The 18,322-nt window shown below is 72.6% G+C and carries 17 protein-coding genes and 1 pseudogene; 10 read left to right on the top strand and 8 right to left on the bottom strand.

Going from position 1 to position 18,322, the window contains the following annotated elements:
• Window positions 1-78: 78 nt before the first annotated feature.
• Window positions 79-4,974, top strand: coding sequence for a permease (locus tag ABZ671_RS03890; protein WP_357850767.1), 4,896 nt, complete (start codon window positions 79-81; stop codon window positions 4,972-4,974).
• A 123-nt stretch (window positions 4,975-5,097) separates the two neighbouring features.
• Here the strand turns inward: ABZ671_RS03890 and purE are convergent, their stop codons facing one another.
• From purE to ABZ671_RS03870, 4 genes are read right to left on the bottom strand one after another with little or no spacing between them, the layout of a single operon-like run.
• The gene (gene purE, locus ABZ671_RS03885; protein WP_357850764.1) at window positions 5,098-5,589 is read right to left on the bottom strand and encodes a 5-(carboxyamino)imidazole ribonucleotide mutase; all 492 of its coding nucleotides are present in this window, start codon (window positions 5,587-5,589) and stop codon (window positions 5,098-5,100) included.
• Window positions 5,589-6,746 (bottom strand): 5-(carboxyamino)imidazole ribonucleotide synthase, encoded by a 1,158-nt coding sequence (locus tag ABZ671_RS03880; RefSeq protein WP_357850761.1) that lies wholly within the window; start codon window positions 6,744-6,746, stop codon window positions 5,589-5,591. The genes purE and ABZ671_RS03880 overlap by 1 nt, the downstream gene beginning before the upstream one ends.
• A 46-nt stretch (window positions 6,747-6,792) precedes the next feature.
• The gene (locus ABZ671_RS03875; RefSeq protein ID WP_357850758.1) at window positions 6,793-8,832 is read right to left on the bottom strand and encodes a thioredoxin domain-containing protein; all 2,040 of its coding nucleotides are present in this window, start codon (window positions 8,830-8,832) and stop codon (window positions 6,793-6,795) included.
• Between the two features lie 35 nt (window positions 8,833-8,867).
• Window positions 8,868-9,173, bottom strand: a complete 306-nt coding sequence (locus ABZ671_RS03870) for a hypothetical protein (protein ID WP_357850754.1) — start codon at window positions 9,171-9,173, stop codon at window positions 8,868-8,870.
• A gap of 158 nt (window positions 9,174-9,331) precedes the next feature.
• Here ABZ671_RS03870 and ABZ671_RS03865 point away from each other — a divergent pair, with 158 nt between their 5' ends.
• The 4 genes from ABZ671_RS03865 (at window position 9,332) to ABZ671_RS03850 (ending at window position 11,361) form a co-directional block, all read left to right on the top strand.
• On the top strand, window positions 9,332-10,186 hold the full coding sequence (locus ABZ671_RS03865; RefSeq protein ID WP_357850750.1) for a helix-turn-helix transcriptional regulator: 855 nt from the start codon (window positions 9,332-9,334) through the stop codon (window positions 10,184-10,186).
• A 19-nt stretch (window positions 10,187-10,205) separates the two neighbouring features.
• Window positions 10,206-10,385: a DUF397 domain-containing protein gene (locus ABZ671_RS03860; RefSeq protein WP_357850747.1), complete on the top strand. Its 180-nt coding sequence runs from the start codon at window positions 10,206-10,208 to the stop codon at window positions 10,383-10,385.
• A 286-nt stretch (window positions 10,386-10,671) separates the two neighbouring features.
• Entirely contained in the window at window positions 10,672-10,857 is a 186-nt protein-coding gene (locus ABZ671_RS03855) for a ribbon-helix-helix protein, CopG family (RefSeq protein ID WP_357850744.1), read from the top strand.
• Window positions 10,858-10,956: 99 nt separating this feature from the next.
• Window positions 10,957-11,361, top strand: coding sequence for a PIN domain-containing protein (locus ABZ671_RS03850; RefSeq protein ID WP_357850741.1), 405 nt, complete (start codon window positions 10,957-10,959; stop codon window positions 11,359-11,361).
• A gap of 18 nt (window positions 11,362-11,379) precedes the next feature.
• Here ABZ671_RS03850 and ABZ671_RS03845 read toward each other — a convergent pair.
• Window positions 11,380-11,643: pseudogene (locus ABZ671_RS03845) on the bottom strand (EAL domain-containing protein); the annotation flags it as partial.
• 146 nt (window positions 11,644-11,789) lie between these two features.
• On the opposite strand from ABZ671_RS03845, the gene ABZ671_RS03840 reads away from it, so the two are divergent.
• The 3 genes from ABZ671_RS03840 to ABZ671_RS03830 are packed head-to-tail and all read left to right on the top strand — an operon-like array spanning window position 11,790 to window position 12,954.
• A complete protein-coding gene (locus ABZ671_RS03840; protein WP_357850738.1) occupies window positions 11,790-12,137 on the top strand; it encodes a metalloregulator ArsR/SmtB family transcription factor in 348 nt (115 codons plus the stop codon).
• Window positions 12,134-12,601 (top strand): SRPBCC domain-containing protein, encoded by a 468-nt coding sequence (locus ABZ671_RS03835; protein ID WP_357850735.1) that lies wholly within the window; start codon window positions 12,134-12,136, stop codon window positions 12,599-12,601. The genes ABZ671_RS03840 and ABZ671_RS03835 overlap by 4 nt, the downstream gene beginning before the upstream one ends.
• A complete protein-coding gene (locus ABZ671_RS03830) occupies window positions 12,598-12,954 on the top strand; it encodes a nuclear transport factor 2 family protein (RefSeq protein ID WP_357850732.1) in 357 nt (118 codons plus the stop codon). Before ABZ671_RS03835 ends, ABZ671_RS03830 begins: the two co-directional genes overlap by 4 nt.
• Before the next feature lie 67 nt (window positions 12,955-13,021).
• Here ABZ671_RS03830 and ABZ671_RS03825 read toward each other — a convergent pair whose 3' ends face one another.
• From ABZ671_RS03825 to mca, 3 genes are all read right to left on the bottom strand, one after another.
• Window positions 13,022-15,511: a bifunctional diguanylate cyclase/phosphodiesterase gene (locus ABZ671_RS03825; RefSeq protein ID WP_357851693.1), complete on the bottom strand. Its 2,490-nt coding sequence runs from the start codon at window positions 15,509-15,511 to the stop codon at window positions 13,022-13,024.
• A 229-nt stretch (window positions 15,512-15,740) separates the two neighbouring features.
• Window positions 15,741-16,025, bottom strand: coding sequence for a hypothetical protein (locus tag ABZ671_RS03820; protein ID WP_357850729.1), 285 nt, complete (start codon window positions 16,023-16,025; stop codon window positions 15,741-15,743).
• 48 nt (window positions 16,026-16,073) lie between these two features.
• The gene (gene mca, locus ABZ671_RS03815; protein WP_357850726.1) at window positions 16,074-16,955 is read right to left on the bottom strand and encodes a mycothiol conjugate amidase Mca; all 882 of its coding nucleotides are present in this window, start codon (window positions 16,953-16,955) and stop codon (window positions 16,074-16,076) included.
• 213 nt (window positions 16,956-17,168) lie between these two features.
• Here mca and ABZ671_RS03810 point away from each other — a divergent pair, with 213 nt between their 5' ends.
• A complete protein-coding gene (locus tag ABZ671_RS03810) occupies window positions 17,169-17,603 on the top strand; it encodes a DUF4307 domain-containing protein (RefSeq protein WP_357850723.1) in 435 nt (144 codons plus the stop codon).
• A gap of 111 nt (window positions 17,604-17,714) precedes the next feature.
• A complete protein-coding gene (greA, locus tag ABZ671_RS03805) occupies window positions 17,715-18,215 on the top strand; it encodes a transcription elongation factor GreA (RefSeq protein ID WP_357850720.1) in 501 nt (166 codons plus the stop codon).
• Window positions 18,216-18,322: the final 107 nt, after the last annotated feature.

Here is an 18,322-nt window from a genome sequence, read left to right as displayed (position 1 = left end):
TGTCGAAATCCGCGCCCGGTCAAGGCATGCTGCGACAGTGGAGTTCCACAGTGCCGGCCGGCCGGACGGAGGGGTGTCGTGCAGGCTTTCAGGTGTGCCTCGTGCGAGCGAGAGATCAAGCCGGCCGCCGTCTGCCCGCACTGCGGCGCCAGCCAGCCACAGTGGGCCGACCACCTCACGGAGATCGAGCGCTCGATCGCGGAGATGAAGGCCCGCGAGGCCGAGATCGCCCGCGAACAGCGGCAGATCGCGGCCAAGATGCAGGCCGCGCTCTTCCAGCGGGACATCCTCGCGCACGCCGGTGAAAGGCAGCAGGAGCAGGCCACCCGGCCACGTCGGGTGCTGCGCCGCCCGACCCGCCGCCCGCCGACGGCCGCCACCGGCGCGCCGTCACGGGTGCCCCGTCAGAGCCCCCCACCGCCCGCCCCCGGCGACCTGCCGCCCCGGGCCCGGCCACCGTTGCTCGACCTGGACGCCCCGGAGCACCCGCCGGAGGCGTCCTCCCGCGAGGTGCAGAACATCCCGCTCGGGCTCGGCGCGCTGCTGCTCGGCGTCGCCGCGGTGGTCTTCGCCGCGGTCGCCACCAGCTCGATGGACGCGCTGGCCAGGCTCGCTGTGCTGCTGGTGGCGACGGTGTTGATGCTGCTCGCCCCACCGGTGCTGGCCCGCCGGGGGCTCACCTCGACCGCCGAGACGATCGCCGCGGTGGGCCTGCTGCTGGTGCCGCTGGCCGGGTACGCACTGTGGGCCGTGGACCGGATCGGCGGGGCCTCCGGCTCGGCCTTCGCAGGGTCGATCTTCCTGGGCACCACCGTCGTCGCCTTCGGGTACGCGCACTGGACCGGGCTGCGGGCCCCGCGCTTCGCCACCGTGCTGGCCGCCCAACCGGTGCTGCCGCTGCTGGTGTACGAGCGGATCACCGGGCCGGCGGGCTGGGCGCTGGTGGCAGCCGTCGTGGCCGGCGTCGACCTCGCCCTGGCCCGGTCGGCGGTGGTCGTCGAGCGGCCCGTCCAGCAGGACCTGCCCACCCCGCCGCCGGCCCCCGCTCCGCCCCGACAGCGCGACACGGACGAACGACCCGAGGCGGACCCCGAGGAGTCCCCCGAGGTGCTCGGCGCGGAACCGGCCGGAGAGGCCACCGCCGGCCCGCCGGCCCGCCCGGTGCCCTGGCTGCCCGAGCTGACCTGGCTGCTGCACGGCGCGGCCGTCGCCGTCGCCCTGGCGTACGCGGTCACCGCGCTGCTGCGCGCCGCGACGGTCCCGGTCGCCGCCGGCGCGGGCGCGGCGCTGCTGCTCGCCGCGCTGGTCGGGTTGGCCGGCGCCCTGACGCTGCGCTGGCCGCCGCTGCCGGACCTGGGCGCCGGCATCGTCACCCTCGCGGTGATCGGCGCCCTGGGCCGGGTCGCCTCGGTGGGCTTTCCCGGCCGCTCGCTGCTGCTCATCGCCGCGGTCATCGCACTGACCGGGTTCGCCGTCCGAGGCGTACCCGAGGCGGCCCGGCGCGGGCCGCAGCTCGCCTCGGCGGTGGCGCTGACCGTCAGCGGTCTGGTGGTGGCCGGCGGCGCGCTGCGGGCCGGGCTGGCGCCGGTCCGCGCGGCGCTGCCCGCCTGGTCGGCGGAGCTGGACCGGTGGCACGCCACGTTGGCCGCATCGGTCGGGCCGACCGGCTGGCAGCTCGCGGCGAGCGCGCTGCTACTCACGATCGCCGCGGTGGTCGCCCTGCCGCCGGAGATCCGACGCGACTTCGCAGTGGTCGGAGCGGCGCTGACCGCGCTCGCCGTGCCGGCCTCCCTCGGGCTGGGCTGGGCGGCCGCCTGCTGGCCGATGCTGCTGACCGCGGTGGGCATCGGCGTGCTCGGGCTCACCGCGGACACTGGACGGTCCGCCGTGATCCACGCCGTCACCGCCGCCGGGCTGGGCGTGCTCGGCGTCGGCGCAGCGCTCGCCCGGCCGGCGCTCACCGCCGCCGCGCTGACCACCATCTTCCTGGCCGGCACGCTGGTGTCGCTGGCACCCCGGTTCCGGATCGCCGCCACGGCGGCGGACACGGTCTGCGGCTGGGCGGCCGGCGGCGCGGCGTTCGCGTTCCCCGGAGCGGTAGCCGCGTTCGTCGCCGCGACCGTGCCGGCCGGCCCGACTCTCACCCCGGCGAGCCTGCGTGCGGTCACCGTCCCGATCCTCGCGGCAAGCCTCCTCGGCCTCTGCGTCACCCTCGGCTACGCCGCCCTCGTCCAGGTCGCCCAGCGGCACCTCAGCGCACCGCACGCGATCGGCACGGTGCTCGGCGCGGTGGCGGTCGCCGTGGCCGGGTTCGGGGCGCCCGGCGCCACCGCCGCCGACGCCTGGGTGAGTGGGCTGCTGCTGGTCGCCGCCGCGCTGCTGGCGCTCGCCCCACGGATCGACGCGGGCCGCCGCTCCGACCTGTCGCTGGACGGGTCGGATCTCGCGCTCGCCGTCACCACGGCGGGCCTGATCGCCGCCCTGGTCCGGATCGCCGCCGTCCTCGCACCCGGCGGTCAGCTCGTGATCGGGGCCGGGCTGGTGCTGATGGTCGCCGTCGCCGCCCGGGCGCTGCCCGAGGAGTGGCGACGAGGGCCGATCCTCGGCGTCACGATCGGCGGCGCGCTGGTCGGCCTGGTCGCCGGCTGGAGCGCGCTGCGCGGCGGGGTCGGCGTCCTGGCCACCCCCGGTCCGATCTGGGCCGGCGACCTGAGCAGCTGGCCGGCCGCGCCGACCGGCGGCTCGGCCTGGCAGGCGCCCGTCGCGCTGGCGCTGCTCGCGCTGGCCGCCGGCATCCTGCTGCCACCGCCCTGGAAGTACGACGTCGCCGGGGCGGCCGCCGTGCTCGCCACCATCGGCATCCCGGCCGCCTTCGACCTGCCCTGGTGGTCGCCGGTGCTGGTGGGCGCCACGGTCGCCACGGTCTTCGGGATGGCGGCGGCGGCTGCGGTGGACCCCCGGGCCGCCCTGTCCCGGGCCACCGTGGCCGGGGTGGTGGCCCTGCACGCCACCGGCGCCGGGCTGGTCCGCCCGTGGACGACCGCGCTGGCGCTGACCAGCATCGCACTGATCGGAGTGGTGGTGGCCGCCCTGGCCCGGACGCTCGCGCCGACGCTCGTCGAGGACGTCCATACCGAGGGGATGCCGCCCCACCTGGTGCAGGTGGGCGGCGCGGCCCTGGCCGTCGCCCTGCTCGCCCTCCCCGGGGCGGTCGCCGCGCTGGCCGTCGAGTTCGGCCGCCCACCGCAGGTCGTGCTCACCGCCGCGCTGGCCGCGTCCAGCATCGGCCTGGCCGCGGTGGCAGCGGTCCGCCGGCAGGTCCCGCAATACCTCCCGTACGCGAGCGTGGCCGTGGCGGGCGGCGCGACCGCCAGCGCGGTCGCCGCGGTGATCGCCCACCTGCCCTCCGGCGTGTTTGCCGCCGCGGCGGCGCTGCTCGGCGTACTCGCGGAACTGGTCCGGGCCGCCACCACCCCGCCGGTCGACTCGGCCCGGCCGGTACACCGCTGGTCGGTGCTGCTCGACGGGGCGCTGCGCCGCCCGCCAAACGACGACGCCGAGCTGCGCTGGCGGGTCAGTCCGGCCGCCGGGGCGCTCGCGGCGGCGGTGCTGCCGACCGCGCTGGCCCTGATCAGCCTGGCCCCACCGCTGCTGGTGGCGCTGGTCGAGCCGTTCCGGGTGCTGCCGCGGATCTGGCACGGGGCGCCGCCCGAACTGCTCACCCCGCCTGCCGAGGCCGTCGATCCCACCCACGTGCTGACCGCGCTGCTGCTCACCGCGACGGCCGCGCTCGCCGCCACCGGGTTCAGCGGGAACCGGCGTTCCCGGGCCGTCCCGGTGGTGCTGCCCGGCGCGGCGGTCACCCTGCTGATCACGCCGGTGGCCCTCGGGTACGGCTGGCCGGAGAGTGCGCTGGCCGGGCTCGCCGTCTTCACCCTCGCCATGCTGGGGCTGGCGCTGACTCCGCCTCCGCCGCTGGTCGAGCCGGCCCGTTCGCTGCGGGTCACGCGGGTCCTGGTGTTCGCGATCGGGCTCGCCGCCGGGGGCGCCGGGCTGGCCGGCAGCCTCGCCACCCGGGAGCTGACCCTGTTCACCCTGGGCGGGGCGGTCGGCGTGGGCGTGATCGCCGCGTTCTTCGGCACCACCCAGCGGGCTCGCATTCTCGGCTGGCTGTTCGCCTCACTGATGGCCGAACTGTTCGTGCTCACCCTCGGGCTGGTCGCCGGGCTCGCCGCGGTCTGGTCGGCGTTCGGCGTGCTGGCGGTCGGGGGCGCGCTCCAGATCTTCGCCGCGAGCCTCCCCCGGCTGCGTCGCCCGGAGGCATACCGGGAGGCAGCCACCGTGGAGTGGACCGGGTACGGCGCGGCGCTCATCGCGCTGGCCATGGCGTACGACTCGCCCCGGCACATCGCCGCGCTGCTGGCCGCCTGGGGCGCCGTCCTCGGGGTGGCGGCCGGCCGCCCGGGCCGTCGACCGGTGGAGCGCCGGATCCTGTTCTGGTCGGTGGTGGGCTGCGAGATCACCGCCTGGTGGATCCTGATGCGGGTGGCCGACGTGGCGCTGCCCGAGGTGTACACGCTGCCGTTCGCCGCGCTCGCCCTGCTGGTGGGATTGTTGGAGCTGCGGCACCGGCCGGACCAGTCGAGTTGGGTGGCGTACGGGCCGGCGCTGGTCGCCGCGTTCCTGCCGACGCTGGCGATCGTGCTGGCCACCGACACCACCATGCTGCGTCAGGTGCTGCTGCTGCTCGGCGCCGTGACGGTGCTGATTTTCGGCTCGATGAGCCGGCAGCAGGCGCCGGTGATCGTAGGGGCAGCAGTCACCGCGGTGGCCGCGCTGCACGCGTTGATCAGCCTCGGGCCGTGGCTGATGCTGATCCCGGTCGGCATCGTCCTGCTGGCGCTCGGTGCCAGCAACGAGCGCCGCCGCCGAGCCCAGGACCGGCTGCAAACCGCCCTACGCGGCATGAGGTGAAATCGGAGGGGCTGGCATCCGCCGGTCACCCTCGGTGTGCGACCTAGCCCCGGTCGTGACGTAGCGTAGTCGGCGTGCGCGGGCGCAGGACAGCCGTCGGCCGGACGGGACCGCTGACGGCGGTCAGGACAGCGAGGCGCGGAGGGCGGCGTCCTTCTCGGCCACCATGCTCTCCAGGCCCTGCTGGAAATCGGCCATCCGCTTACGCAGGACCGGGTCCGAGGCGGCCAGGATCCGGACGGCGAGCAGGCCGGCGTTACGGGCGTTGCCGATCGACACGGTGGCCACCGGCACGCCCGCCGGCATCTGCACGATGGAGAGCAGCGAATCCATCCCGTCAAGGTATTTGAGCGGCACCGGCACGCCGATCACCGGCAACGGGGTGACCGAGGCGACCATGCCGGGCAGGTGAGCCGCCCCGCCCGCACCGGCGATGATCACTTTGAGCCCCCGGTCGGCGGCAGACCGGCCGTACTCGATCATCTTGACCGGGGTGCGGTGCGCCGAGACCACGCCGACCTCGTACGCCACCTCGAACTCGTCGAGCGCCTCGGCGGCGGCCTTCATGGTCGGCCAGTCCGAGTCGCTGCCCATGATCAGCCCGACGGTGCTCACTAGCGCCCCTCCCGCAGCCAACGGGCGGCGCGCGCGGCCCTGGCCCGTACGTCGTCCAGGTCGTTTCCGAGCACCGTGACGTGCCCGATCTTGCGGCCGGGCCGCACCTGCTTGCCGTACAGGTGGACCTTGGCGCCGGGCTCGGCGGCGAACAGGTGGTGCAGCCGCTCGTCGATGGGCAGCCCGCCCGGCTCACCGCCCAACACGTTGGCCATCACCACGACCGGCGCGGTGAGCGAGGTGTCGCCCATCGGGTAGTCGAGCACGGCCCGCAGGTGCTGCTCGAACTGCGAGGTGCGGGCACCCTCGATGGTCCAGTGCCCCGAGTTGTGCGGCCGCATGGCCAGCTCATTCACCACGAGGCCGTCGGCGGTCTCGAACAGCTCCACGGCGAGCAGGCCGACCACGCCGAGCGCGGTCGCCAGGTCGATGGCGAGCTGCTGGGCGGCGACCGCCCGCTCCTCCGGCAGGCCCGGCGCCGGGGCGAGCACCTCGACGCAGATCCCGTCCCGCTGCACCGTCTCCACCACCGGGTACGCGGCGACCTGCCCGAACGGCGAGCGGGCCACCTGCACGGCCAGCTCCCGGCGCAGCGCCACCCGCTCCTCGACGATCAGCGGGGTGCCCCCGTCAAGCAGGGTCGCGGCCAGCTCACCGGCCTGGACGGCGTCCTCCACCAGCCACACGCCCCGGCCGTCGTAGCCGCCCCGGGCCGCCTTCAGCACCACCGGCCAGCCGACCTCCGCGCCGAAGGCGACCAGGTCGGCGGGGGCCTCCACCGGACGCCAGGCCGGGTTCGGTGCACCCAGCTCGCCGAGCCGCTCCCGCATCTCCCGCTTGTCCTGCGCGTACAGCAGCGCCTCGGCTGGCGGGAAGAGCTTCACGCCCTCGCCGGCGAGGGTGCGGATGTGCGCGGAAGGCACGTGCTCGTGGTCGAAGGTGACCACGTCACAGCCCTTGGCGAAGGTGCGCAGGGCGGCGAGGTCGGTGTGGTCGCCGTACTGGACGTCGGCGGCGACCAGGGCCGCGCCGTCGTCCGGGGTGAGCGCCAGCACACGCAGCGACTGGCCGAGGGCGATGGCGGCCTGGTGGGTCATCCGGGCCAGCTGGCCTCCGCCCACCATGCCGACGACAGGCAGTCCGGTACGCATATCCATAGCGCCGCCAGCCTATCCGGGCGGGCGCCCGGCCCTTCCGCCGGAGTCAACGCCCGAGCTGGGCGACCAGATCGTCGACGGAGGTGACCGGACGGTCGCAGACGAAACCCCGGCAGACGTACGCGGTGGAGCGCCCGCCCAGCGCCGGCCGCCCGGCCAGCAGCGGCACCCCCGGCTGGTCGGCGCGGCCCGCCACCACCACCGCGCCGGGCGGGGCGTGCCGGTGGGCGGCCGCGACGAGCGGGTCGCCGGTCGGATCGTCGGTCACCACCGCGATCTCGTACGGCCCGGACAGCACCGCCTCGCCGACCGTGGCCGCGTACCCGGTGAACCGGGCGTGCCGGCCGACGATCGGCGCGACGGTCGACAGGGCCGCCTCGGCCGCCTCCCGGTAGCGGGTCTCCCCGCTCAACGCCGCGTACGCGACCAGCGCCGCGACGATCGCCGACCGGCCGGACGGGGTGGCGTTGTCGGTCGGGTCGGCCGGCCGGCTGACCAGCCGCTCGGCATCGTCGGCGGTGTCGTAGAAGCCCCCGCCGGGGGCGGCGAACCGGGCCAGCGCCACGTCGAGGAGCTGACCGGCCAGCGCCAGCCAGCGTCCCTCGCCGGTGAGCTGGTGCATCGCGCAGAACGCCTCGGCCACGCAGCCGTAGTCCTCCAGCACGCCGGCCGGCTCGCCGACGACCTTGTCCCGGGAGACCCGGCGCAACCGCCCGTCGACCACGTGCGCGCTCGCCAGGTGCTCGGCGGCGTCGCGCATCGCGCCGTCGGACACGATGGTGACGCCCTCCATCAGGTTGGCGTCCTCGTCGTCCGGGGCCGCGTAGAGCGCGGCGACCTGCTGGAACTCGGCGATCGCGGTGATCGCCAGGCCGTTCCAGGCGGCCACCACCTTGTCGTCGCGGGCCGGCTGGGGGCGGGCGTCCCGGGCGGCGAGCAGCCGGCCCACCACGCTCTGCCAGCGGGCCCCGATCTCCGGGGCGGCGTCGTCCACGTCCCGGGCTAGCCGCAGCACGCTGGTGCCGTGCTCGAAGGTCCCGTCGGCGGTCACCTCGAACAGGTCGGCGGCCCAACGGCCGTCCTCCTCCCCGAGCGCCTCGACCAGTTGCGCCGGGGTCCAGACGTACGTGAGCCCCTCGACGCCCTGGGTGTCCGCGTCCAGCGCGGATGCGAAGCCCTCACCCGGCCGGTGCAGCTCGTCGGCGAGGAACCGGGCGGTGTCCCGGGCCACCCGGCGGGCCAGCCGGTCGCCGGTGAGCCGCCAGAGCTGGGTGTAGACCCGCAGGAGCAGGGCGTTGTCGTAGAGCATCTTCTCGAAATGCGGCACCGTCCAGTGGCCGTCCACCGAGTAGCGGGCAAACCCGCCGGCAAGCTGGTCGTAGAGGCCGCCCCGGGCCATCGCCTCGGCGGTGTGCCGGACGATCTCCAGGCTCCGGGCCGAGCCGGTGCGCTGGTAATGCCGGAGCAGGAAGAGCAAATTCATGTGCGGCGGGAACTTGGGTGCCCCGCCGAACCCACCGTTCGTCTCGTCGTACTCCCGGGCGAGCTGGTCCGCGGCGGTGTCCAGCAACTCGGCGGTGAGCGGGGCGGTCGGGCCGCCCACGGCCTGAGCACCGCCGATCGCCTCGACCACCGCAGCGCCCTGGCGCAGGACGGCCTCCCGCTGGTCGCGCCAGGCGGTGGCGACGGAGCCGAGCAGGCGGATGAAGTTCGGGCGCGGAAAGTAGGTGCCGCAGAAGAAGGGGGTGCCGTCCGGTGCGGCGAAAACGGTCATCGGCCAGCCGCCCTGGCCGGTCATCGCCTGGGTGGCCGTCATGTAGATCGCGTCGACGTCCGGCCGTTCCTCCCGGTCCACCTTGATCGAGACGAAGTCCTCGTTCATCAACCGGGCGACGGCCTCGTTCTCGAACGACTCGTGCGCCATCACGTGACACCAGTGGCAGGCCGCGTAACCGACCGAGATGATCACCGGAACGTCGCGGCGCTTCGCCTCGGCGAACGCCTCGTCACACCACGGCCACCAGTCGACCGGGTTGTCGGCGTGCTGGAGCAGGTAGGGCGAGGTGGCCTTGGCGAGTCGGTTCACGACCATCACGATCTCACACGGTCAGGAGCAGCCGATCAGCGTTCCGCACGCCGCACCAGTCGCCGGAGCGACCAGGACAGGATCCGGGCCTGATCCAGGTCGAGCGGGTAGTCCTCCACCTCGTCGGCCGCGCAGAGCCGCAGGTTGACCCCGACCAGCGGCACCGGCAGGCCGTCCATCCGGAACAGGCTCGTGGTCGCGTAGATGACCCGGTCGCCTCCCCAGGGCGGCACCTCTTGGGAGTAGTGGATCCCGCCCCGGTCCGCCACACACCAGGACGGATGCTCCGGCAGCACAGGCCGGAGGTACGCGCGCACCGGAAACTCGTCGGGCATGGCCATCGGGATCTCCTCCACAGGTCAGCCGGACAGCGTTCTACCGTCCGCTACCAATCGGTCTCCTTGAGTTATCATCTCCACACAGGAAGATGGCACAAGAAAGCTGCATGTGCAATAGTCTCCAATGGATGACAACCCGCCGGTCGATGAGGAGGACGCTCGTGCCCGAGTCCAGCCCTACCGTCCGCCGACGCCGGCTCGGCCTCATCCTTCGTGAGCTGCGGCTGGCTGCGCGCCTCACCGGCGAGGAGGTGGGCCGGCACGTTGAGCGGTCCGCGTCCTGGGTCAGCCGAGTCGAGAACGGCCGCGTCGGCCTACGCAGCCGCGATCTGAACGATCTGCTGGACGCGCTGGAGGTGACAAGCCAGGAAACCCGCGCCGAGCTGGCACAACTCGCCCGGGAGAGCAAGCAGCGCGGCTGGTGGAACCGTTATGGCCAAACCATCACCGGCCCGTACGCCAGCTTCATCAGCTTCGAGCACGAGGCAACAGCGTTGTTGTGTTATGAAACCCTGGTCGTCAACGGTTTACTTCAGACCGAGGCATACGCCCGGGCATTGCATGATCAAGCGACGTCCATCCAGTCAGGTGTGGATGCCGAGCGTCAGGTCCAGATCAAGTTGGCCAGGCAGCAGCGGCTGACCAGCGAGAGCCCGCCCGAGCTGTGGGTCATCCTCGACGAGGCAGTGCTTCGCCGTCCCTTTGGCGGCCCATCGGTGATGCGGGAACAGCTCCATCATCTGGCTGACGTCGCCGATGAGATTCCGCACGTCTCGGTCCAGATCCTCCCGCACCGGCAGGCGCTCTTCGCTGGCATGATCGCCTCCTTCACCCTCATGGAGTTCCCTGCCCCGGACTCAAGCATCGTCTTCTCCGAGGGCCTGACGGGTGCCGTGCACGGGGAAGCAGAGGACGCCGCCCGTTGTACCGTTATCTTCAACGAGCTACGCGCCGCCGCCCTCAGCAAGAGGGACTCGGTCCAACTACTTCGAGATTCGGCGCAGACGATGCAGTAAGCGGCGAGAGGGGCAAACCGTGACGCTCAGCAGGACTTGGCGAACGAGCACCCGCAGTGGCACCCAGGGCCAGTGCATTGAGGCCCGATACATCGATCACCGGGTCGAGGTTCGGGACAGCAAGAACCGAGACGGCTCGGTGCTCGCCTTCTCCCCTGCCTCCTGGAGCGACTTCGTTACCTCCCTCCGGAGTCGCTGAGCAAACCACGCCGACGGACACCACGACTGTCGCTGTCCCGAGTCGAGCCGAGATCGCGATAACTGAGGGTGACCACACTGACGCCCGAGTCGCCGCGCCCAATGCGACATCAGCGTGCATGTGACCCATTGATGAGTCGGGAGTATCGCGAAGCGCGCAGCTTCGTTACGGTGTCTGGCCAGCAGTCGACGCTTGGAGCGTCCGAACGCCGTGGAACAGCGCGCCGAGCACCGTGACGGTTGGTAGCACCCGGTTCCGCCTACTGAGCTGGAGGCACCATAACCATATGGCGTTGAAGAAGACGACAGTGATGGTCGACGAAGATGATCTGAGGGTCATCAAGGAGGCCGCCGCGAGGGAGGGGCGTCCGGAGTCGGAGTACTTCCGGGAGGCGTTCCGTATCGCGGCGCTGCGGGCGCGTCGTTGGTCGGGGGACTGGGACATACCGGAGATCGGTTTCGGCGGCCGGTGAGCAATGACGATGTGCGGGCGGCGGTCGCAGAGGCCGCGGATCACAAGTACGGCTCGTCCGGCCGCACTGCATGATCGTTGTCGGGGCACCTCCGGGCTGGTGGCCGCGTTCAACATCGACGATCCCGAGCACGCCGCCGCGCGCAAGGCCTTTGCCGAGGCGTCGGCGACGGTGATCTCACCATTGGTGTTCGGGGAGATCGAGCACATCATCACCCGGAACGTGGATCGCAAGACGGCACACGCTGTGCAGGACTGGCTGCTGGGGCAGGAGCGGAACTTACGGGTCCTGGTCCCGGAGGTGACCGCGACCGTGCTACGCAGGGCCCGTACGGTCCAGTCACGGTACGCGGCGCTGCGCCTGGATCTCGCGGACGCCGTGAACGTCGTGCTTGCCGAGCAGTACGAGACGGATACGGTTTTGACGCTGGACCGGCGGGATTTCCGGGCTATCCGTCCGTTGAGCAGTCATTCGGCGTTCCGGGTCCTGCCCGACGACCTGTGAGAGCCCACTGCCGGACGATCAGGAGGCGCCGTCGGCGCGGAGCGGAATGATGTTGGTGCGGGCGGTGTCCACCAGCGACCCCAGCACCGCGCCGATCTTGTCGGCCGGCATGGGTTTGAAGAAGTGGTAGCCCTGGGCGGCGGTGCAGCCCAGCTCGGCCAGGGCGGTCCGCTGCTCGGCGGTCTCCACCCCCTCGGCCACCACCCGCAGCCCCAGCTCGTAGGCGAGCCCGACGGTGGGCCCGATCGCGGCCGCCTTCGGCGATTCGACTATCCGGATCACGCCGGCACTCTGCCGTCGATCAGGCCATTGATTTCGGCGACTGCCGCTGTCCCGCTCCGCCGCCAGTAGCAGTGCACTGCTACCGGCGGTGACCAACTTTGAAAACGGGGGCTTGCGCAAATGGTCGTTTGCATTAGGGTGAAGCGATGCCTCCCTCGCTCGTGGCACCCGGCCCTGACCTCGACTCGGCCTTCTCTGCTCTCGGTGACCCCGTCCGTCGCGCCTTGGTGACTCGTCTCGCGCGGGGTGACGCCACGGTCGGAGACCTCGCCGAGCCGTTCGACCTGACCCCGCAGGCGATCTCCCACCACATTGGTGTCCTGCGGCGGTGCGGCCTGGTCGAGCAACGGCGCGAGGGCACCAAGCGCCCCTGCCGGCTCAGGGTCGATCAGCTGTCGCTGCTCGGCACGTGGATCGACGACCAGCGCCGCGCCTGGCACGACCGGCTCGACGCCCTTGAGCAGCACCTCACCGAGAACGGAGCGGCCCATTGACCGCCAGCGCAGAACTCCGCGGCGACGAACTGATCGCTAAGCGCCACCTCCCGGCGGAACCCGAACGCGTCTGGGCCGCCTTCACCTCGCCAGCAAGCATCGCGGCGTTCTGGGGCGGTTCGCACGCCACCGTGCCGCCTGAGTCCGTGATCGTCGACCTGCGTCCCGGTGGAGAATTCGCTCTCGACACCCGCGCGCCGAACGGCGCGACCCGCCGGCTCCGGTTCGTCTACGTGAGCATCGCCGCACCCCACGAACTCGTGTTCGACGAGCCCGTCACCGGCCTCCGCACCACCATCAACGTCCGCCCCGCCGGCGGTGGCACGGATCTCACGGTCCACCAGCGTCGGCTTCCCCCTGAACTTCGGACGACGCGAGCAGCCGACGGTCTTGCCTCGATCCTCGACGCGCTCGCCACACACCTGCAGCGCAGCAATGCCCAAACAAAACGGAGGACACCATGACGCAGAAGACCCAGCGCGACCTCGTCGCGGAGTACTTCGAAGGATTCCGGATGAGCGACCACCCGCGAATCCTCGCGACCCTCACCGACGACGTCGAGTGGGTCATCCACGGCCACCGGACCACCTATGGCAAAGCGGAGTTCGACGGCGAGATCGAGAATCCGGCGTTCACCGGCAGCCCCGAACTCGACGTCCAGCGCGTCCACGAGGACGGCCCGGTCGTCGTCACCACCGGCGAGGGCCGCGGCATCAGCGTCGACCACGGGCCGTTCCGGTTCGCCTTCAACGACCTGTTCACGTTCCGCGACGGGCTTATCGCCCGCGTCGATTCCTACGTCGTCCCGCTGCGCTGAGGCGGCGGCGACTCAGCCGGAGAGCACTCAGGAACCTTGTTCAGCACGTGGCAGCCGAGCCGGTCCGTCAGGACGCGCCGTCGGCACGCAACGGGATGACGTTGCCGTGGGCGGTGTTCACCAGTGACCCCAGCACCGCGCCGATCTTGTCCGCCGGCATCGGCTTGAAGAAGTGGTAGCCCTGGGCGGCGGTGCAGCCCAGCTCGGCCAGGGCGGTCCGCTGTTCGGCGGTCTCCACCCCCTCGGCCACCACCCGCAGCCCCAGCTCGTGGGCGAGCCCGACGGTGGTCCGGACGATCGCCGCCGCCTCCGGCGAGTCGGCCATCCGGATCACGAAGGAGCGGTCGACCTTCAGCTCGTCGACGGCGATCCGGGTCAGGAAGGTCAACGACGAGAAGCCGGTCCCGAAGTCGTCGACGGCGAGCTGCACTCCCATCGACCGTAGGGTGGCGAGCACCTCGTCGATGACCTCCAGCTCGCTCATCACCACCGTCTCGGTGATCTCCAGGACCAGCCGCTGCGGCGGCACCTGGTGGCGGCGCAGCGCCTCACCGATCTCGTTCGGTAGTCGCGGGTCGAGCAGGCTGCGCGCCGAGAGGTTCACCGAGATCGGCAGGTCCAGCCCTTCGCGGGCCCACCCGGCGGCCACCGCGAGGGCTTTGTCCAGCACGTACCGGGTGAAGCTGCCAAGCTGCTCGCTGTTTTCCACCGGGCGGATGAAGTCGGACGGGCCGAGCCAGCCGCGCCTCGGGTGCCGCCAGCGGATCAACGCCTCCACCCCGGTCGGGGCGCCGGTGGCCAGGTCCACCGCCGGCTGCAGGGCCAGCACCAACTGGTCGTCGGCGGCCAGGGCCTCCCGCAGCTCCGCGAGCAGCGCCAGGTGGTCGGTGCTCGCCGCATCGCGGGAGCTGTCGTACGCGGCGACGCTGCCGCCGCCCTCCTTCGCCTGGTACATGGCGATGTCGGCCCGACGCAGCAGCTCGGTCAGGTCGGCGGTGCCCGCGTCGGCGACGACCACCCCGACCGCCACCTCGACGGACATGCGTACGCCCGCCACCTCGGTCGGCGCGGCGAGCCGTTCGGCGATCTCCCGGGCCTGGCGCAGCGCGTACGCCAGGGGCGCGGCGCGGTCGTCGACCACCGGGACCGCGGTCAGCAGCAGGGCGAACTCGTCGCCGCCGAGCCGCCCGAGCAGGTCGCCGGGGCGGGTCAGGGCGGCCAGCCGGTTCGCGGTCAGCCGCAGCAGCTCATCGCCGGCCGCGTGCCCGAGCGTGTCGTTGACCTCCTTGAACTGGTTGACGTCGAGCAGCAGCAGCGCCACCGGGTGGTCGTGGGCGCGCTGCCGTAGCGCCTGGTCACCCTTGGTGAGCATGGCGGCCCGGTTGAGCAGCCCGGTGAGCTGGTCGTGCACCGCCTCGTACGACGATCGGGCGGTGACCAGCCGCAGCTCACGGTGGGTCGCGGCGTCGTGCAGCGCGGCGGCCAGGGCGTCGCCGAACGCGGCGACCGCGTCCCGTTCCCGGGCGGACGGCGGCGCGGACCGGGGGAAGTGGACCCGCAGCTGGCCCACCTCGGCGCTGCCCACGGTCAGCGGCCGGATCAGCTCCTGCTCGCCCGGCTCGGTACGCGCCGGCGACGCCACCTCGCGGTCGCGTACCTGGCCGCCGGGGTCGGCCCGATAGCGCCGCCACCGGCCGTCGCCCCGGGCGACGTCCACCTCGACCAGCTCGGCGCCGAAGAGGGTGAGCGCGCCGGTCAGCGCGGCGGTCGCCACGCCCCGCTCGTCGAGTTGGTTGAGCGCGGCGGTGGCCTCGGCGAAGGCCCGCCAGGTGCGCCGCTCCTGGTCGGCGCGGAGCCGGTGCCGGTAGGTCTGCTGGAGCAGCCAGAGTGGCGGTGGGAGGAGCAGCAGCCAGCGGGCGTCGAGTTCCAGGAGCGTGACCACCACGAGGCCGACGGCCACGTTGCCGACGAACATGAGCAGTTTGCCGCGGAGCGCGGCGAGCACCGGCGGACCGACCGAGATCCCGTGCCGCAGGGCGAGGCTGGCGCCGCCCAGCCAGGCGGTGGTGAGCAGGTAGGTCACCGAGCCGGCGATCAGCGCGAGGGCGAGCTCGGGGGTGGGTGCCGCGAGCATCGGCCGGCCGAGCGCGCTGGCGACGGCTGCGGCCAGCGCGGTGGCGGCGGTCAGCGAGCCGGTGATCCGGACCAGTTCCAGCACGGGCTGACGGTCGGTGAGCAGCGACAGCGTCGTCCAGGCGGCCCCGGTGCCGAGCAGCGCCGCGCTGGGCAGCCAGCCGGCCGGTACGAGATAGAGGCAGACGATGAGGGCGGCCTCGCCCCAGGTGATGCTGACCATCCCGGAGGCGGTCCGGAAGCGCAGGCGGGCGAGGTGGGCGACGGCGAACGCGGCGACGGCCAGGCCGAACCGGGCGGGCCCCGGCAGCGGGTCGCCCGGCGGGACGGACGCCGTGGCGGTGAGGCCGAGCACTGCGGCCAGCAGGGCGGTCACCGCGACGGCGAAGGCCAGCAGGAGCGCTCCGGTCGGCGTGCCCCGCAGGCCTAGTCGATCGGGAGGTTGCCCGTCCCTGCCGGAGGTCACGGGCCCACCCTGCCGGCCGACTGTTCGCGGGCACGGCGGGCGGCCACTGCTGCGATGGACATCGGCGCCCCCTCCCGCGCACGGCTGAGGGACTGTGGTCCCCCCGGCGGAAGGCTAAGCCAAAGCCGGTGGTCGCAACAGGGGTCGACGACCGGCTTCGGCGTGATTCACGCGCCGACTACCCGTTTCAGCGCTGCTGGGGGCCGCTGGGAGCGTTCGTCGGTGAATCCTGCGCTTGAATCCCGTCAGTCGGGTCGACAGCCGTCGTGTCGGCCCAACCCCCGTCGGTGGAGCCGGCCTGCTGCGGGAAGCGGTCCGGCAGCCGGCGCAGGCGGGCGTTCATGTTGCGGATCAGCAGAACGGTGGCGGTGCCGAGCAGCACGATGAGGAAGAGGCCCATCGGCCCGGCCAGACCACCCGTGCGCGTGTCACCGAAATTGTTCTGCGCGAGCACCTGCGCGGTGGTCAGCATGGTGTTCCTCCGATGTGCGGTTGCTGACCAGCGTAGCCCGCCGAGGGGTCAGCGGGCATGGCACGTCTCGCGGACCCCGGCGAAGAGGTCGGACTCCGGCAGCGGGCTGTCTACCAGCGAGCGGGCGAGCTGGAAATCCTCGGTGGGCCAGGCGCGCCGCTGCAACTCCATCGGCACCTGAAACCAGAAGCCGTCCGGGTCGATCTGCGTGGCGTGGGCGCGCAGCGCGTCGTCGCGGACCGGGAAGTAGTCGGCGCACTCGACCCGGGTGGTGATCCGGCTGCCCTTGTCGGGGCGCTCGTCCCAGCGCTTGAGCCAGTCCTGGTAGGGCGACTCGACGCCGGCGGCGAGCATGGCCTCGTGCAGGGCCATGATCTTGCCCCGGGAGAAGCCGACGTCGTAGTAGAGCTTCAGCGGCTGCCACGGCTCGCCGAGCTCCGGGTGGCGCTCCGGGTCGCCGGCGGCCTCGAAGGCGGCGACGGTCACCTTGTGGGTCATGATGTGGTCCGGGTGCGGGTAGCCGCCCTCCTCGTCGTACGTGGTGACGACGTGTGGGCGGAACTGCCGCATCAGCCGCACCAGCGGGACGGCGGCGGCCTCGACGTCCTGCAGGGCGAAGCAGCCCTCGGGCAGCGGCGGCAGCGGGTCACCCTCGGGCAGCCCGGAATCGACGAAACCGAGCCAGGCCTGCTCGACGCCGAGGATCGCCCGGGCCGCGTCCATCTCGGCCCGGCGGATCTCGCCGATGTTGGCCCAGACGTCCGGCCGGTCCATCTTCGGGTTGAGGACGCTACCCCGCTCGCCACCGGTGCAGGTGACGACCAGGACATCCACCCCCTCGGCGACGTATTTCGCCATGGTCGCGGCGCCCTTGCTCGACTCGTCGTCGGGATGGGCGTGCACGGCCATGAGCCGCAACTGCTCTGCCACCTTCGGCACTCCTCGTCTGTGCCCGCCGGCCGGGCCCGCCCCGGGACCAACCGGCTGACCTGCCGGAATCCTCCCCCGCGCCCGTGAAGACCCCGTGCTGACCGCTCGGCAACGACGCCGACCTGCCATTCTTGACTCAGCGCCGGGCTGGGAAGATGGACTCTGCCATTCTTGCCGATGCCGCCGACAAACTACGCCAGGAGATACCCGCCGGTGAGCGAGACGCACGCCACAGTCGCACCGGGTGCGCCGGTCTTTCCGCCCGGCCGATACGGCCGACGCCGAGAGCCGGGGCGCCGACGTCCCGTCCTGCGGGCACTGCTGGCGCTCATGCTGCTGGCGGTCCTGGGCCTGGCCGCCGCGAAGCTCTACCGCCAGTACGGCGACCCGGAATACCGGGCCGAGGTGATCACCTACACCGACATCACCGACTCCCGCGTGGTGGTCGACTTCCGGGTGACCCTGCCTCCGGGCGGCTCGGCGGAGTGCCGGCTGCGCGCCCGCTCGTACGACGGCGCCGAGGTGGGACACGCCGAGGTCACGGTGATCGCCCGCGCCGGCGAGCGGCACGTCACCGCCCGGCACGAGGTGCCCACCACCGCCCGCCCGTTCATCGGCGAGGTGTTGCGCTGCCGGCCGGCCTCCTGAGCTCGACCGGCGGCCGCCGCTGGGTGATCTACTGCACCCGCGGAAGGGTGCCGCACTGGTAACCTTGGAAGTTCACCTGTCAGCCAGTCCGCACGACCAAGGAGACCGCCTGTGTCCACGAATGGCAACGAGGCGCCCGCCACCTGGCTGTCCCAGGACGCGTACGACCGCCTGCAGGCCGAGCTCGACGAGCTGATCGCCAACCGACCGATCATCGCCGCCGAGATCAACGCCCGGCGCGAGGAGGGCGACCTGCGGGAAAACGGTGGCTACCACGCCGCCCGCGAGGAGCAGGGCAAGGCGGAGGGCCGGATCCTCTACCTCAAGGAGCTGCTCCGCACGGCCAAGGTCGGCGAGGCTCCGACCGCCGACGCGGTGGCACCCGGCATGGTCGTCACGATCTACTTCGACGATGACGCCAGCGACACCGACACCTTCCTGCTCGGCTCCCGGGAGATCGCCTCGACCACCGACCTGACCGTCTACAGCCCCGAGTCCGCGCTCGGTCAGGCGATCCTGGGCGGCAAGGCGGGCCAGAGCTGCGGCTACACGGCGCCAAGTGGTGCCGACATCAAGGTGACCATCGTCAAGTTCGAGCCGTTCTCCGGCTAGCCGCCCGAGCCGACCGGCCGGGACCGACCTCCCGACCGGGGCTGACAGGCCGGTCGGACCCGAGCCACACCGACCGCCCCGGCCCGCCGGCCGGGGCGGTCGCGTCG

The sequence above is a fragment of the Micromonospora sp. NPDC006766 genome (assembly GCF_040636055.1).
Lineage (GTDB): Bacteria > Actinomycetota > Actinomycetes > Mycobacteriales > Micromonosporaceae > Micromonospora.
This window is presented reverse-complemented; position numbering and strand designations above follow the sequence as displayed.